We start from the raw sequence: 15,925 nt of genomic DNA on the forward strand, positions 1-15,925 counted from the left end.
CGTTGTTAGAATGATGCATTTAGGTTAAGGCCAAAGCTGCGTACAGTAGGCGATTGCAGGCCTGTTAAACTGGTAGCGTAGTTATACTGGTCCAAATCCACATCTTTAAAGCGTTTATCTTTATAGAAATAAAGCAGGTTACGGCCATATACAGTAACTGATGCCTTCTTTACGAAAGTTTTCTCAAGTACTTTATTAGGAAATGCAAAGCTTAGTGTTACCTCGCGCAATTTGGTGTAAGTCTTGCTCATTAGGTTAGCTTCGTCCGCATTGTAGTACTTACTTACATAATCCTGCACAAAAGCTTTTGTAACATTAGGTGCGTACTGCAAAGCGCTATAGTTAAGCACCGCACCGGTTTTAGAGTCGTAGTTGATAGACGCATTGTTTGATATAACAACACCTTCGCCAACGTAAGTGCCGCTATAACCTGCTTTACCAAAGTTTAACCAATCCTGGTAGCGGGCCGCTCCCAGGGCACCTTCGGCGGTTTCTGCGTTAGCACCGCCACGCATGGTCTTGTTGTGCATGTAGTCTACAATAACGCCGCCTACAGAACCATCAAACTGTACGCCCAGGCTAAAGTTCTTGTACTCAAATTTGTTATATATACTCCAGGCGAACTTGGCATTCATGTTACCAAGGTATTGTGCAACAGGATTAATAAGCGGTTTGCCGGCAGCATCGTTAATGATCTGGCCTTGTGGGTTGCGCACAAATGCACTTCCGTATAATTTATCTGTACGGTCTCCTGCTGCAAAGAATGTAGCATAAGTATCCTGGCCTTCAGGTAGCTCTTTATATACCTCCTTAAAGGTTGATATGTTGGCCAATACATTCCATGAGAAACCATCTGGGTTTTTAAATGGTGTACCGCTGAGCGATCCTTCGTAGCCCGTCTTTTTAGTTTTGAGCGCATTCAGATACTCAATGTTATAACCGGTTGCTGTTGATATTACGTTAGGCAATATCCTTGGGCCATCTATATATTGGAAAGCCGTACCTGAAAACCCTAAGCGATTTTGCAGGAACTTGATGTCAAACCCTTCTTCGTAGTTTATACGGGTAGAGGTTTTAATGCCATTTTGGTACAGGTAATCTGATGCGTAACCTGCGGTTTGGCTGTTGTACGGTTTGCTGATGTTGTACGATGTTGCCAATGAGTAATCCGGCCCATTGTACGGCGAGTTATAGGTAGAGCCGTAACCAAGTGGATTGGTGAATAACGAAGAACCCGTGCTGCCACCAAACACCGTAATGGAGTTGAACGGCGCGGGGCCTATTGTTGTAGAGGTTGCGTCTGAACGGATGTTAGAGAACGAAGCCCTGCCTTTAAGAAAGGAGATAAACTCCGGCATTTTAACGTAGTCTGATATCACTGTAGCTACTGATACACTTGGATAATAGTATGTAGTTGGTACCTGGAAAGCCGAAGATTTATCTATACGGCCTGTGCTGGAAATAGTGGCATACTTACCAAAGGTTGCATCTAACGAGTAGTAAGCACTTAGTACACGCATATCCGCATTAAAACTGGTAGACTGAACCGGATTTTTTGAGTTGCTGAAAGAATACACTTCCGGCACGTTCAGGTAGTCGGTAGATGTCCAGTTAGAGTTATAGGTTAGGTTGCGCATATTACCACCTACCAAGCCCGACAGGTTCAGGAACTTTTTGATGGTATAATCATAGTTTACCATCAACTCGGTGTTGTTATCGAACAGGTCCCGGCGATCTTCGCGGTAGTCACCTTCATTACCTTCACGGCCGTAAGGGTGTGCCGAGAACGGCATTTTTTCGGTACGCAGGAGGTTGTAAGTATCTATTTGCGAGCGTAAAGTGGCGTTCAGGTTATTATTGATCTTGTAGTTAGCCAGTAAGTAACCAGTTGTATTATTTTTGTAATGACCACGTGTCCATTCTTTAACCATGAACCACGGGTTATGGTAACGGGTATACTCGGCAAATTGCTGCTGAATACCTTCTTTACCGGGCTGCCATATGGCTTTAATGTCCGGTGCGTTTACGTCCCAGTCTGCGCCGGTCCATACAGCTAAGTTGTATATTAAGCTGTTGGGGCCGTACTGCACGTCAGGAAAGTTGTCTGTAGTTTGACGGTTAAAGTTAACGTTGCCTTCAAATTTCCAGCGTGGGTTTGGGTTGAAAGATGCGTAGATATTTGCATTGGCAATATCCAGGTATTGTTCCGGAATATAGCTGTTTTGGTGTTGCTGTGAAGCTGATAAACGTACAGTGTAGTTATCACCGTTAGCGCTTAAAGCAACGTTGTTGTTGGTTTGATAACCGGTGCGCAGGAAATTGTTAAGGTTGTTTGCTCCACGCGCGGTATAAGGAGTTGCCTGCCTAACACCGTTTATAACTGGGCTATCATACTGCTGTATTAACTGTCCGTTAAAATACGGGCCCCATACGTCGTAATCAGCGTCTACACCGCCAGGTGCACCGCCCTTGCCGTCAACAAACTGGTAAAAAGTGTTCTCACCTGCACCATAAGATTTTTGTACCCTTGGAAATGCAAGAAAGCCAGAGTTTATTACTGTTGAGCTGTTAACATCTACAGTTAAACCTTTTTTATTTTTGTTGCCCTTTTTTGTAGTGATCAGGATAGCGCCATACGATGCACGGTTACCGTACAAAGCGGCTGCAGCAGGGCCTTTAAGCACTGTATACGATTCTATGTCATCCGGGCTGATGTTGTAAGTATCGGTGTTAATAGGGAAACCATCAACAACGTACAATGAAATGGCGTTACCGCGTAAGCGCACACTTGGCGCGCCGAGTAACTCCGCAGACGGACCTACCGAAAGGCCGGCTACTTTACCGGTTAGGCCGGTAATAGGGTTGGGGTCGCGTGCCAGTGTTAGGTCTTCACCAGCTACGGTTTGCAGCGCGTAACCTACACGGCGGGTTTCTTTTTTTACACCCAGTGCGGTTACTACAACTTCGTTAAGAGCCTTACTGTCTCCTGTAAGGTTAATTACCATGGTTGTGCCGGTGCCAACCGTAGCCTCTTGCGGCGCAAAGCCTAAAAATTTAAATACCAGCACCTGGCCGGGGCTGGCTGTAATAATAAAGCGACCGTAAACATCGGTAGTGGTGCCTTGCGTGGTTCCTTTAAGCATTACACTTACGCCGGGCAGGGGCTGTTTGTTTTCGTCGTTTACTGTACCGGTAATCTTGTTTTGTGCAAACAAGATAAGAGGCATAAGGCTGCATAGCAGTAGCATAGCAAACCTTTTAAAATGGGGGTAAATTTGTTTCATCTGCTTACAAAAATTCTAATGTGATTAGTTGGAATTTGTCAGCAGCAATACTAAACTTTGTTTATTATTTATAAACTAAGTTTAAGTTAAGTAAACCTTAAAGGTATGTTGAAACAAGGTTAAGGAGGATGAGGAATGATAATGTAAGCTATATATTTAAGTTAAACATAGTTAACATTAGCGGCTTCCGGCTAGTTGTGCCGAAAGGTGCTTAACAGCCATTTGCTTTAGCTCAGGTATATTATTTACCGGCAGGTTTTGCAGTTTTGCTTCATCATCCCAATGCCTGAAACGGATAATCAGATCTTTGTCCGGGTTAGCTTCAAAGGCAGCCGCTTCGTCAGCGGTCATCACCCCTCCCTGGAATTCCAGCGTTCCCTTGCTGGCAGGTGATAGCTTATTATAGTAGTCGGGGTATTTAAAGGTAAGATAGCGTTTGGCTACAACATGGCTTTGCACCAGGCTGGCCACCCGGGCAGAAAACCCCAGGTTCAACAAATATTCGGCTCCAAGTTTTTCGTGGTCAACATTCCCCAAACCATCCATGCTTTCCGCCTCTCCTTCGGCAGCACATAAGTGGCCTATGTCATGGAAGAATGCAGCCAGTACCACCTCATCATCATACCCTTCTTCTTTGGCAAGCATTGCTGCCTGAGCCATGTGCTCCAGTTGCGATACGGGTTCGCCAATGTAATCCTCATTGCCATGCAGTTCATACAAGGCAAATACCTTATCGGTGATGAGTTCCGGTGCGCGGTGAAAAGTAGGATCTATCATAATAGGGCAAATGACGAAGGTTAGTGTTACGCCTGTATTAAATCAGCGTGATGTTTATACAAAATACAACTTTATGCTTTTTCACAATCAATATGTAAACGTTTTCTTGTTTGCTTTTTATATAATTTCTAATTTCCCGCCAACCAACTATAAGCGCACAGATGCAAGATGATATTTTAATACAAATAAGCTACCGGATAAAGGAGAGGCGACGTGAAAAGAATATTACCGTACAAGAGCTGGCCAACAAAGCCAATGTGAGTAAAGGATTAATATCACAGATAGAGAACAGCCGCACCATTCCTTCGCTAATTGTATTAATAGATATTATAAAAGCTTTAGATATAGATTTAAATGTGTTTTTTAAAGATATCCGTTCCAAAACAACTCCATATCCAATTATTATAAAGCGTAAGCAGGATTACGAAGGATTTGAAAAGGAGGATGCAGCAGGCTTTTACTACAAACGTATTTTTACACAGTCGATAAAAGGGTCGACAGTAGATATAGTATTGCTTGAACTGGATACGGATGCGCACCGCCCCCAGGTACAAACCGAAGCATTTGAATATAAATACATACTAAGTGGTAAAATAGAATACCAGTTTGGTCAAGATAGGTATGTGCTTGACGAGGGCGATTCTATGCTGTTTGATGGCCGTGCCCCACATACACCTAAAAACATTGGGAAAGATATAGCCCGCATGCTGGTTGTGTACTTTTTTGAAGCGGACCCACTTTCTTAAAAATATTTTAACATTGTGTTGGTTTAATTTTAATAAACATAGTTTAATATTGCTAAACATAAATGTTTTAACATGTCTATTAAACTTGTTGTTTTTGATATGGCCGGAACCACGGTTGCTGATGAGAATGGTGTGACAGCCACTTTCAAAACTGCTATGGCTAAATACGGCTATAATGTTGCTATCGAGCAGATCAATCCTATCATGGGCTATGAAAAAAAGGTTGCTATAGAAAAAATGCTCCTTGAACACGAAGCAGATAAAAGCAAGATAACTGGCGAGCTAATTGGTAGTATACATCAAGATTTTGTGCAATCAATGGTTCAGTACTATAAAGATGCAACTGACCTTAAACCACTTCCAAATGCAGAGGAAACAATGCTGACTCTACGTGCAGAAGGTAAAAAAATCGGTATTAATACCGGTTTTTCGCGTGAGATAGCCGAGAATATCGTAAGCAAGTTGTGCTGGCGCGAGAAAGGGATATTCGACTACATGGTATGTTCTGACGAAGTGCCGCAAGGCAGGCCTGACCCTGCAATGATCAGTATTATGATGCAGCAGGCCGGCATAACAGATCCTAAAGAAGTTGCCAAAGTAGGGGATACCGAAGTAGATATACGTGAAGGCCAGAATGTTGGCTGTCGGTATGTAATAGCCGTAACTACAGGCGCTTTTACCAAAGAGCAATTACAGCCTTATAATCCTACACACATAATTGACGATATTGCCGATGTGCAAAAGATTATAAACCAGCCGGATGCTGCTTAAGCTTAAACAACGTGTTGCCAAATGGCCGTACAGCGCAGTTACTATTATGGCCGCGCTCTCAGCATTTGGGGCTTATACATCTATGTACGCGTTTCGCAAGGCTTTTACCGCAGCTACTTTTGCAGGCGACCAGTACCTCCATATCGATTTTAAAGTATGGCTGGTGATTGCGCAGATCTTTGGTTATATGTTCAGCAAGTTTTATGGGATCAGGTTTATAGCCGAGATAAAAGCCAAACGAGGTCAGACCATCATATTGCTTGTGGGTATATCCTGGTTGGCGTTACTTTTATTTGCTTTAACACCCAGGCCTTATAATATCATATTCTTATTTGTAAACGGCTTTCCGCTTGGGTTGATATGGGGTTTGGTATTCGGGTATATAGAAGGCAGGCGTTCTACCGAGTTCATGGCAGCGGTGCTGTCTATCAGCTTCATTTTCGGATCCGGATTTGTGAAGACAATAGGTCAAACGCTTATGCTTAATTATGGAGTGAGTGAAAATTACATGCCATTTGTAACCGGCGCTGTGTTTATCCTTCCCCTGATAGTGTTCGTGCTTTTGCTGGAGCTGATGCCAGCTCCAACAATCGAGGATAAGCAGCTGCGTACCGAGCGCCTGCCCATGAACAGCGAAGAACGCAAGGCATTTCTTGCACGTTTTTGGCCGGGAATGGTGTTAACCATCATCATTTACGTGATACTTACCGTTATGCGTGATGTACGGGATAACTTCAACGTGGAGATATGGCACAGCCTGGGCGTAACCGATAAAAACATTTTCGCGCGGATTGATACACCCATATCCATAATGGTTTTAGCGGCTATGGGCCTGCTGGTTTTGGTGAAAAAGAATTTACAGGCGTTTACGCTGATACACTTGATGATCATTTTAGGATGTGCTGTTGCTGGCATTTCTACCGTAATCTTTAGTATGGGGATAATAGGCTCAGTAAGCTGGATGACGTTGGCCGGCCTTGGCCTTTACCTGGGTTACGTACCCTACAACGCTATCTTTTTTGAGCGTATGATCGCTACGTTTCACTATAAGGGTAATGTTGGTTTCCTCATCTATGTTGCCGATTCTGTGGGATACCTTGGCAGCGTAACGGTATTGCTAATAAAAGAGCTCGGCAACCCAACAGTAAGCTGGAGCGATCTTTTTAAAGATGGCTTGATAGCGGTCGCACTCATTGGCGGACTAAGCTGCGTTTTTTCACTTATTTATTTCCTGAGATCTTACCGAAAGGATGCTCAAATCATCACTAAATCTTTATGAATAAACCGTCTGCAATTGTAATAGGGGCTGGTATAGTCGGCCTTGCAACAGCGCGCGCCTTGGCCGTTAGAGGATACGATGTAACTGTTTTTGAACGTAACGAGCGTGCAGTTGGCGCTTCAATACGCAACTTTGGAATGGTATGGCCTATAGGGCAGCCCACCGGACCATTGTTCGAAAGGGCAATGCTGTCAAGAAGTATATGGAAACAGGTATGTGCCGAAGCCGGTATCTGGCATGATGAAGTAGGATCTATGCACCTGGCCTACCATGACGATGAGTTGGAAGTAATGGAGCAATATGCAGCCATTAACAGCGGCGTAAGAGATGTAAGCTTATTAACGCCGCAACAAGCGCTAAACAAGTCGGCAGCAGTGAACCCTAACGGACTTAAAGGTGCCCTTTGGAGCGGTACCGAAATGATAGTTGAAGCGCGTGATGCAATTGGCGCTGTCGCAAAATATCTGGCAGAGAAATACGGCGTTAAGTTCTACTGGAACACGGCAGTAAGTGGGGTAAGTAGCACTACGGTAACTACCGGCGAACGCACCTGGCGGGCCGACGAAATATTCATTGGCAGCGGTGTGGAATTTGAAACCTTATACCCGGAGCTTTTTGCGGCTACCCCAATCACCAAGTGCAAGTTGCAAATGCTGAGATTAGCTGCGCAACCGGCAAATCAGCGGATAGGACCTGCGCTTTGCGGTAGCTTGTCCATGATACATTATCCTGGCTTTAAATCGGCAGCAAGCTTACCTGCCTTGCGCGCACGTTATGAGGAGCAGTATGCCGAACAGTTGAAATGGGGTATACACGTGATGGTTTGTCAAAATCATTTAGGTGAGCTTACAGTGGGCGATTCTCATGAATATGGCCTGGTGCTTGATCCGTTCGATAAAGATTTCATCAACCGAATGATACTGGATTATCTTGCCACCTTTACACAGTTGCAAAACCAACAGGTTATACAAACGTGGAACGGGACGTATGCAAAAATGACCAACGGCGAAACGGAGTTTGTACACCAGCCGGAACCCGGCGTTACCATTATAAACGGACTTGGCGGCAATGGCATGACGTTATCGTTTGGCCTTTGTGAACAAACTATCGCGGCAAAGTTCGACTAGTCAGACATAATCAAAATCTTATCTTATCAAAGTTATGTACGATGCTGTTTGCACCGGTTTACGGGAATATTCATCTAATCCGTGGAACACCCAATAATAAGTACCTGCCGGTAGCGCTTTCTTGCCCGAATTACCGTCCCAGCACCAGTCAGGAGCAGTTGTTCGGTAAACAATAGTTCCGTAGCGATTGAATATCTCCAGTGACCCAAACACCAAATCTTTAACGTAAAACCTAAAGCAGTCGTTTATGCCATCGTTATTAGGTGTGAAAGCAGTAGGAGCATCTATTATTGAAGGCGGTGGAGGTAAGATGGTAACTTTAACCGGCTTTATCGCTGTACAGCCTAATAGCTCAGCCTTTATGTAATAAGTTCCCCTTTGTGCAACACCGGCGGCATCATCAAGCGCAGTAGTGGCTGACGGGTCTTTCCAGTATGAGTAACTTACTCCCGCTTGTGGATTGTAGCTGTTTAAAATAGAAACAGTCGCCGGGAATGTAACAGCCGGTGGATCGGTGATAGTTAGTTCCGGCGCATTAAACGTTACGTTTACAGGTAATATACCGCTGCAACCACCTGCATTTACCGCGCTGATGTAGTAAGTGCCGGCAGCAGTAATCTCTGATGGAGAAGGTAACGGGATCAATCCCGCTTCGTCGGCAAAATACCGGAAAGTAAGCCCGCTGCTACTGCCTGCTTTGTACTCAGGCCTTGTTAGGTCTAAAGGCGAGCCGGGACAAACGTTTATATCTTTTTGTACTACAAAGTTAAACGGTTCTGCTATTTTCTTTACGGTGCTGTACAAGGTGTCGGTACATCCCAGGCCGTTGTAAGGTGTTATAGTTACCGCCACGCTGGTAAGATCAGCCGGTGCCGGCGATAAGTTAATTACCTGCCCCGTGCCTAGTTCTTTCGAGAAGTCCGCAGTGTACCAGGTGTAGGTTTTAAAGCCGGGAGGAGCGGTAAGTGTCACATCCTTTTGATCAGCACAGTAGATATTACCTTTTATAGGTGAACCTATATCCTCATTAATATCCAGGTAGGCATAGCCGTAATGTTCTTTAAATGGGCAGTGATTTACGGTAAACTCCATGCGTACCTGCTTTCCGTTTAATCCTGTAAGGTTTATAGAAGTAGTAGCCCAGTCTTTGTAAAACACACCATCGCTGTTGTATTTAAAGCCGGGAAGATCTGAGGACGATATAAAATCAAACGCCGGGCAAGCCAAATACTTACCGTCTGTTACATTAAAAATCTTCACGGTAAACCTGGGCTGCTGATTGGGCGGATGGCCCGGGTTTACCAGTACTACCGCGTAGTTAAGTATAATACTGCTTGCACCTTCTGGTGGCACATTGTAAGTATAAGATGCTTGTTGCACACCATTACCTTCATCAATGTTACCTAATTTCATGCAGTATTTGCTGCCATTGGGGGAGTATACAGAGAAGCCGCCTATGAGATCGATCATACCATCGTTGGTGTTTTTTAGCAGTTCAAACTTGCCGGGTACCGCGATGGTTGGTGTAGTTGTTATAATACCTGCTGTGTCTATCGTTCCAACGGCAAATTCCCAGTTGTCGAAGTTGCCCTTCTCAAAACCGATGTTTTGCGCTTCGGCTGTAAAACAAACCAGCGAAAAGATTATCGATAATACAACAGCAAAAAACTTCATCGGTGTTCACTTCGCCTGCCGGCTTAAATTGTCGCTACTATGTTTGTTTTTTAATTTCAAACGGCAAATACAATAACTACAATGTTTCTCTTTAAGTAAGTACAGGCGACGGCTACAATGGGTGCTATAAATATAGTATAATAATTTGGTTTGCTGATAATTAGCCTTATTCTTAAAGGCTAGCGTCCATACGTGGTGTCGCGTTGGTGATTTGTCATATAATTATTACCTTTAAACATGACAGTACTCTTGTTAGGGGCTACAGGGCGCACAGGTAAGTTAATACTCAGTGAGTTATTAGCCAGGGGGCATGCTGTTAAAGTAATCGTACGCAATAAAAACAAGATATCGATAAACTCGCCCCTGCTTACCGTTTATGAGGGATCTACGCTGGATGAAACTTTAATGCGTTCGGCAATAAACGGCTGCGATTCAGTAATTAGCGCATTGAACATCTCCAGGTATAGCGACTTTCCATGGTCCCGGCTGCGCACACCTGAGTTGTTAATGTCCGGAACTATAAAAAACGTTATTGCTATTGCAAAAGAAATAAAGCTAAAGAGGGTTATAATTTTATCAGCCTGGGGCGTTAACGAAACCATGGCCGATATCCCCTGGTGGTTTAGATGGACAATACGTTATAGTAACATTAAATATGGTTACCTGGACCACGGCAGGCAGGAGGACTTACTTTCAGCATCTGATCTCGACTGGACCGCTGTAAGGTCCGTGGGCCTTATAAACTCAAAAGCAAAAAAAGAGATTAAAGTTATTCTTAACCGTAAAGACAAGCCCTCGATCAATATAAGCCGGCTGGATGTAGCCAGGTTTGTGGTAAAAATATTGGAAGAAAACACCTTTTTACGTCTAGCCCCTGCAATTTCGTGGTAACAGGCGGGCAATCGCCGCTGCATGTAACAAGTCCGCCCCAAATTATTGATCCCGCTGACACTCTAACCACTACTCCAACCCCAACATTAAACAAGCTGGGCTGTAACTTCCTTTAAGGCTGCTTTGTTCGTTATCGTTTTGTTTTGATAATGCTGGTGGTGAAAGTTCTCCAACTTTTGTAATGTGTACCGTAGCGATAGCTTTTCAGCAATGGTTAAATCGCCGCCTATCATCTTGCCAACATGGTTCATTTCATTAAATACCTGGTAAAGCAGCTGCCTGCCCTTTTCGGTTATGGCAACAAACTTGCCGCGTTTGTCGCCTGTATCATCCCATTGCGTTATCAATTGATTAGCTATCAGTCGCCTTAACACCTCCGTGCCCGAAGTTTTCTCCTGCAGGTTACGACTGATCAGGTCCGATTTGGAAAGCTGTTCATGCGTAAGCAATATGGCCAAACAGGTAAAGTCTTCGCCACTTTGCAAAGGGGTTCCTTCAAGCGCTTTCTTAATGTAAGATTTTGCATAGCGGCTCATATAAACAAATAAGCGGCCTATGCTGTTGTCCAGTTGGTAGGCAAGTTGCTGTGCTTGTTGTTCCTGTTCTCCAAACCGTGCATCAGCCTGGCTGGTGTATAAGCTTGTTGTTTCCAGTTGGGTTACCAGAAATCCTGCGAAATCCTGTAAGGAAACCTCTACGCCGTTGTTCTCTGTTTCCAGCTTTTCAACCATGGAAATCAATTCGTGTATAAGTTTGTACGATTTCATTGAGCTAACATTTATAAAGTACGTATTCGGGGTTAAGTTACAGCTTCGGCAGGGCTCTGCTGCTTAAACCGGCTGTATGCCTCTTTGTAAGCCAGGTTAGTGTTGCCCACAGGCTTTAATCCTTTTACAAGGTTAGTCAGCTTCAGCAACTGTATTTTGTAAGATGGCAGCTCAGGTGCATCTATATTCAGCATGTCGGCTACAGGCGCACCAAGCAGGTAGCGCATCAGGCCTAAAATATCATTTGCCGAGGCGCCCGTGTTGTTAATGCCGGTTATATGTTTTGTTAATGATGATGTTAACTCTTTTCCGTGGGCCGAAGAAGAAAATTGTCTTTTACTGATGATGGTATCCAGTATCTGTGCCTCTTTAACACTACCGGGTAGCAGGTACTCATCTAATCCGGATAGCGCGCCTATCACATTCCACAAGTGCATGAAACCTTCCTGATCTTCTTTGCCCACGGTGATGCCCAGCTTTCTAAGGCCGCGCATTACCAATAACGAAAACGACAAATTAGTGCCGGCCATGTCTTCCTGGTTTACCGGCGTACCCCATTCATCGTTCCACCGTCCGCTTTTATAGGTATAAAACCTAACGGCGGCGTGCATTAAACGCACTTTCAAAATACTCGCAAAGGCTTTACCTGTGGTTTCAAATGCATCTGGAGCCATCACCTCCCAAACAAAGGCGGCTGTTTCGTAAAGGCGTTTAGTGGTATCGCTCCGCATCCTGTCAGACAAATAGAGCACCATTGCGCCATTGGCTGCTGTGTAACAGTATGGCAGGGAAAGCAGGCCCAGCAGGTTCATTATAGTTTCGGAATGGCGAATAAAGAACACCGAACCCCTTTGCATCATCCTGGTATTGGCCCAATGCGGCAGGTTAGCGGCCGTAGTAAGGACAGGCTCATTAGCAAACAGGGTTGGCAGGTGTAATAGTTGCGTGTTATTACTTAGAGTGCCCAGCCATTCATATAAAGCCTTCTTGTTTTCTGTATTGGCAAATACACCGGCAATAAAATTGTCGGCAGCGTTATCTCCCTGTAGCCGTTTTGCTGCAAGTACATTATCCGGATAAGGGTTGCTTTTAAGCATACTTAATGTTGCGTTTATTAACTAGTTTTTAGCTTACCCAAGCCTCCGTCAATGCCAATTACCTGTCCGGTTATCCATGCACTCTCATCTGCCAAAAGATAAGCCACCGCCGAACTAATGTCTTCCGGCTGTCCATATTTATTGAGCGGATGGCGTTTGGCCGAAGCTTCCTTTTTCTCAGGGGTGTTAAGCAGGTTTTGTGCCAAAGGCGTTTCGGTAAGCGAAGGTGCAACTACATTAACCCGTACCTGGCTTGGTGCCAGCTCCGCAGCAAGTGATAATGCTAACCCCTCAACCGCGCTTTTAGCCGAGGCGATACTTGCGTGGAAACTCATTCCCGTACGTGCGGCAACTGAGCTGATAAGCACAATAGAAGCACCTGCAGCGCTTTTAAGTGGCTTTAACGCTTGTTGAATTACTTTAACGGCCCCTAAAACGTTGAGCCGGTAGTCATTCATGAAATCATCTTCCGACAGGCGGTTAAAAGGCTTAAGGTTAATACTTCCTACAGAATATACCAGCCCGTGCAATTGCTGGGGCAGGAATGCTGCCGTTGCGGTAACATCACCTAAGATGTCCAACGCAAGATGATTTACATTTGCCGGCCACTCCACCGATCCATTCCTGGAGATATTGTAGATGTTTGCTCCTGCTGCTGATAGTTGTTTGATCAACGATAAACCTATCCCGGTACTACCGCCAACAACTAAAATGTTCTTGTTTTTTAAATTCATCTGGTGGTGCTAACTATTAAATAGAGGTTACAGATATTTATTATGTACAAATAAATGCTATTAAATAGATAATTGGTATATTTTTGTAATAAAATGATAATAGCATTATTAAGGTTAGCAATGATTTTGCGCCTGGATGTTTATTTATATTTGAGCATAAACCTGCAAGTACACCCCGGGGCAGTGCTGTTAAAGCTTTATAAAACTATATGCGGTTAATTCTATCTACCATAATCCTGTTTGTTATCTGTTTTTCGGCTGCCGCGCAAACTGCGGTTATAAAAGGTACGGTCACCAGTGGCTTGTCAAATACAGTAGTGCAAAACGTTACCATTAAGGTCACCAACACAAACGAGGGTACAATAACAGATTCGCTGGGGAACTACACTTTACAGCTTAAACCGGGCAATTACAGCCTGCTGTTTACCAAGGTAGGCTTTAAAAGCAAGACGGCGTATGATATACAGGTGAACAGTGTTAAAGCAACAGTGATAGACGTTGCGTTGGACGAGGAGACCGCAACATTAGGTGAAGTAAAGGTGGTAGCCAGTTCAAGGCTTACAAAAACGCTGGAAAGTCCGTTATCGTTGCGCAGTATAGGCGTATCAGAAATTAAGCGTAACCCGGGAGGTAACCGCGACATATCTAAAGTAATACAATCCCTCCCAGGTGTTTCGGCACCGGTAAGTTTTCGTAACGACATCATCATACGGGGTGGTGCTCCCAACGAAAACAGGTTTTACCTGGATGGGGTAGAGATACCCAACATTAACCATTTTGCGACGCAGGGATCATCTGGCGGGCCCGTGGGGTTGATCAACGTCGACTTTGTTAAAGAGGTTAATTTCTACTCAGGGGCATTCCCGGCCAACCGTGGCAATGCTTTAAGTTCAGTTTTCGAGTTCACTCAAAAGAACGGTCGTACCGATCGTATGGGTGCAACCTTATCGCTCGGTTCAAGTGATCTCAGCGCTACGCTGGAGGGCCCTCTCGGCAGTAAAACAACTTACCTGGCATCGTACAGGTACTCGTACCTGCAGGCATTGTTTAAATTGCTGAAACTGCCGTTCCTACCCACGTACCAGGACTTCCAATTTAAGGTAAAAACAAAGCTGGACAGCAAGAACGAACTTACATTGATAGGCCTCGGTGCTATAGACCGCTTTACGCTAAATAAAGAAGCCAACGATGAAGAAGACAAGCAGTACTTCCTGGCCACCATACCTGAGAATACGCAGAATAGTTATAGTGTGGGCGCTGTTTTAAAGCATTTTACCCGTTACGGCTTTTCGCAGTTTGTAGTTAGCCGAAGTTACCTGGATAATAAAGCTAACAAGTTTCGCAACAATAACGAGAGCGAAGGGCTGTTGTTAAAATACGTGTCGACAGAAACAGAGAACAAGTTCAGGTTTGAGAATACCAGCCAGCGTGGTAAGTACAAGGTAAACTTTGGTACCGGTGCCGAAAGCGCCGGTTATACTACAAACACTTTCAATGTGCTGCCTTATGGCAATCGCATCTATCAGTCGGACCTTAGCTTCTTCAAGTACAACTTTTTTGGCCAGGTGAGCCGTTCTTTTGCCGACAACAAGCTGTCGCTGTCAATAGGTGCACGTGCCGATGCAAATACCTATTCAGATAAGATGAACAATCTGCTGAAGACCTTATCGCCCCGGTTCTCGGCCGCCTACAACTTTACGGACAGGTTAAGCATCAACTTTAACACCGGTATTTACTATCAGTTGCCCGCTTACACGGTGACGGGCTACCGTGACAGTACCGGAACATTATTGAACAAGAGCCTCGGTTATATACAGAACCGCCAGGTGGTGCTGGGACTGGAGTACAATACCTTAAAAGGGACCCGCTTCACGGTTGAAGGTTTCTACAAGCAATACCGCAACTACCCGATAGTGCGGGTGCTGAATGATTCGATACCGCTGGCCAACCTCGGCGCCGATTTTGGTGTGGTAGGCAACGACCCGGTAGTAGGCGAGAGTAGGGGAAGGAGTTACGGTATAGAGTTCTTTGCGCAGCAACGGCTTAACAAAGGCTTTTATGGAATCTTCGCGCTTACATTGTTCAAAAGCGAGTTCCAGAACAAGCGTGGCGATTATGTTGCCTCTTCATGGAACAACCGGTACATCCTGAGCATGACAGCCGGTAAGCTGCTGAAGAGAAACTGGGAGATAGGCGCTAAGCTCCGGTTCACGGGAGGCAGTCCGTACACCCCTTACGACCAGGCATTGTCTTCACTTGTTTCAAACTACAACACTTTCCCACAAGGTATACCTGCATACAACTTGCTGAACACCCAGGTGCCTGCCGCCTTTTACCAATTGGATGCCCGCGTTGATAAGAAGTACTACTTTAAGCATTACTCCTTCAACTTTTACTTCGACATGCAGAACGTTACCGGTCATAAGTACGACCAGCAGCCGATAGTAGTTCCGGTGAAAGATGCGTCGGGTAATATACAACCGGTGCCTGGCGATCCAACCCGCATCCAGACAAAATTCCTTAACCGGACTGGCGGGAACATACAACCAACCATCGGCCTGATCTTCGAGTTTTAGAAAGGTCAGTGAAAATGTTAAAATTTGAGTGGCTGACGTAGAAAAAAGCGAAATCTGCTGTACAGCAGTACATCGAAGCCTACTCGGTAAAATGACGTTGTAAAAAGTGTGGTTTTTGAAGATTTTTGCTCGTCATTTCGACTTTTCAAGGCCTTAATAATCCTGCTTTTTAGCTCCTGCTAATAACGGTATTTTTGTTAAG

12 protein-coding genes are annotated in these 15,925 nt (G+C 44.7%); 6 read left to right on the forward strand and 6 right to left on the reverse strand.

Annotation, left to right across the window (positions count from 1 at the left end):
* Window positions 1-5: 5 nt before the first annotated feature.
* Both AC59GT_RS18285 and AC59GT_RS18290 read right to left on the reverse strand, forming a co-directional pair.
* On the reverse strand, window positions 6-3,227 hold the full coding sequence (locus AC59GT_RS18285) for a SusC/RagA family TonB-linked outer membrane protein (RefSeq protein WP_497238986.1): 3,222 nt from the start codon (window positions 3,225-3,227) through the stop codon (window positions 6-8).
* A 234-nt stretch (window positions 3,228-3,461) separates the two neighbouring features.
* Window positions 3,462-4,061, reverse strand: a complete 600-nt coding sequence (locus tag AC59GT_RS18290) for an HD domain-containing protein (protein ID WP_497238987.1) — start codon at window positions 4,059-4,061, stop codon at window positions 3,462-3,464.
* A gap of 161 nt (window positions 4,062-4,222) precedes the next feature.
* Here AC59GT_RS18290 and AC59GT_RS18295 point away from each other — a divergent pair, with 161 nt between their 5' ends.
* The 4 genes from AC59GT_RS18295 (at window position 4,223) to AC59GT_RS18310 (ending at window position 7,984) form a co-directional block, all read left to right on the forward strand.
* A complete protein-coding gene (locus AC59GT_RS18295) occupies window positions 4,223-4,807 on the forward strand; it encodes a helix-turn-helix domain-containing protein (protein ID WP_497238988.1) in 585 nt (194 codons plus the stop codon).
* Window positions 4,808-4,879: 72 nt separating this feature from the next.
* Window positions 4,880-5,578, forward strand: a complete 699-nt coding sequence (locus AC59GT_RS18300; protein WP_497238989.1) for an HAD-IA family hydrolase — start codon at window positions 4,880-4,882, stop codon at window positions 5,576-5,578.
* Window positions 5,568-6,857: a DUF5690 family protein gene (locus AC59GT_RS18305; protein ID WP_497238990.1), complete on the forward strand. Its 1,290-nt coding sequence runs from the start codon at window positions 5,568-5,570 to the stop codon at window positions 6,855-6,857. The genes AC59GT_RS18300 and AC59GT_RS18305 overlap by 11 nt, the downstream gene beginning before the upstream one ends.
* Entirely contained in the window at window positions 6,854-7,984 is a 1,131-nt protein-coding gene (locus AC59GT_RS18310) for a TIGR03364 family FAD-dependent oxidoreductase (protein ID WP_497238991.1), read from the forward strand. Before AC59GT_RS18305 ends, AC59GT_RS18310 begins: the two co-directional genes overlap by 4 nt.
* A gap of 18 nt (window positions 7,985-8,002) precedes the next feature.
* Here the strand turns inward: AC59GT_RS18310 and AC59GT_RS18315 are convergent, their stop codons facing one another.
* Window positions 8,003-9,658 (reverse strand): T9SS type B sorting domain-containing protein, encoded by a 1,656-nt coding sequence (locus tag AC59GT_RS18315; RefSeq protein WP_497238992.1) that lies wholly within the window; start codon window positions 9,656-9,658, stop codon window positions 8,003-8,005.
* A gap of 237 nt (window positions 9,659-9,895) precedes the next feature.
* Between AC59GT_RS18315 and AC59GT_RS18320 the strand changes: the two genes are divergently transcribed.
* A complete protein-coding gene (locus AC59GT_RS18320; RefSeq protein ID WP_497238993.1) occupies window positions 9,896-10,549 on the forward strand; it encodes an NAD(P)-dependent oxidoreductase in 654 nt (217 codons plus the stop codon).
* 86 nt (window positions 10,550-10,635) lie between these two features.
* Here the strand turns inward: AC59GT_RS18320 and AC59GT_RS18325 are convergent, their stop codons facing one another.
* The 3 genes from AC59GT_RS18325 to AC59GT_RS18335 are packed head-to-tail and all read right to left on the reverse strand — an operon-like array spanning window position 10,636 to window position 13,147.
* Window positions 10,636-11,316: a MarR family winged helix-turn-helix transcriptional regulator gene (locus AC59GT_RS18325; protein ID WP_497238994.1), complete on the reverse strand. Its 681-nt coding sequence runs from the start codon at window positions 11,314-11,316 to the stop codon at window positions 10,636-10,638.
* A gap of 32 nt (window positions 11,317-11,348) precedes the next feature.
* A complete protein-coding gene (locus tag AC59GT_RS18330; protein ID WP_497238995.1) occupies window positions 11,349-12,413 on the reverse strand; it encodes an oxygenase MpaB family protein in 1,065 nt (354 codons plus the stop codon).
* 17 nt (window positions 12,414-12,430) lie between these two features.
* Window positions 12,431-13,147 (reverse strand): SDR family NAD(P)-dependent oxidoreductase, encoded by a 717-nt coding sequence (locus AC59GT_RS18335; RefSeq protein ID WP_497238996.1) that lies wholly within the window; start codon window positions 13,145-13,147, stop codon window positions 12,431-12,433.
* A gap of 209 nt (window positions 13,148-13,356) precedes the next feature.
* Here AC59GT_RS18335 and AC59GT_RS18340 point away from each other — a divergent pair, with 209 nt between their 5' ends.
* Window positions 13,357-15,723: a TonB-dependent receptor gene (locus AC59GT_RS18340; protein WP_497238997.1), complete on the forward strand. Its 2,367-nt coding sequence runs from the start codon at window positions 13,357-13,359 to the stop codon at window positions 15,721-15,723.
* Window positions 15,724-15,925: the final 202 nt, after the last annotated feature.

Source organism: Mucilaginibacter sp. 320_HR (assembly GCF_059691875.1).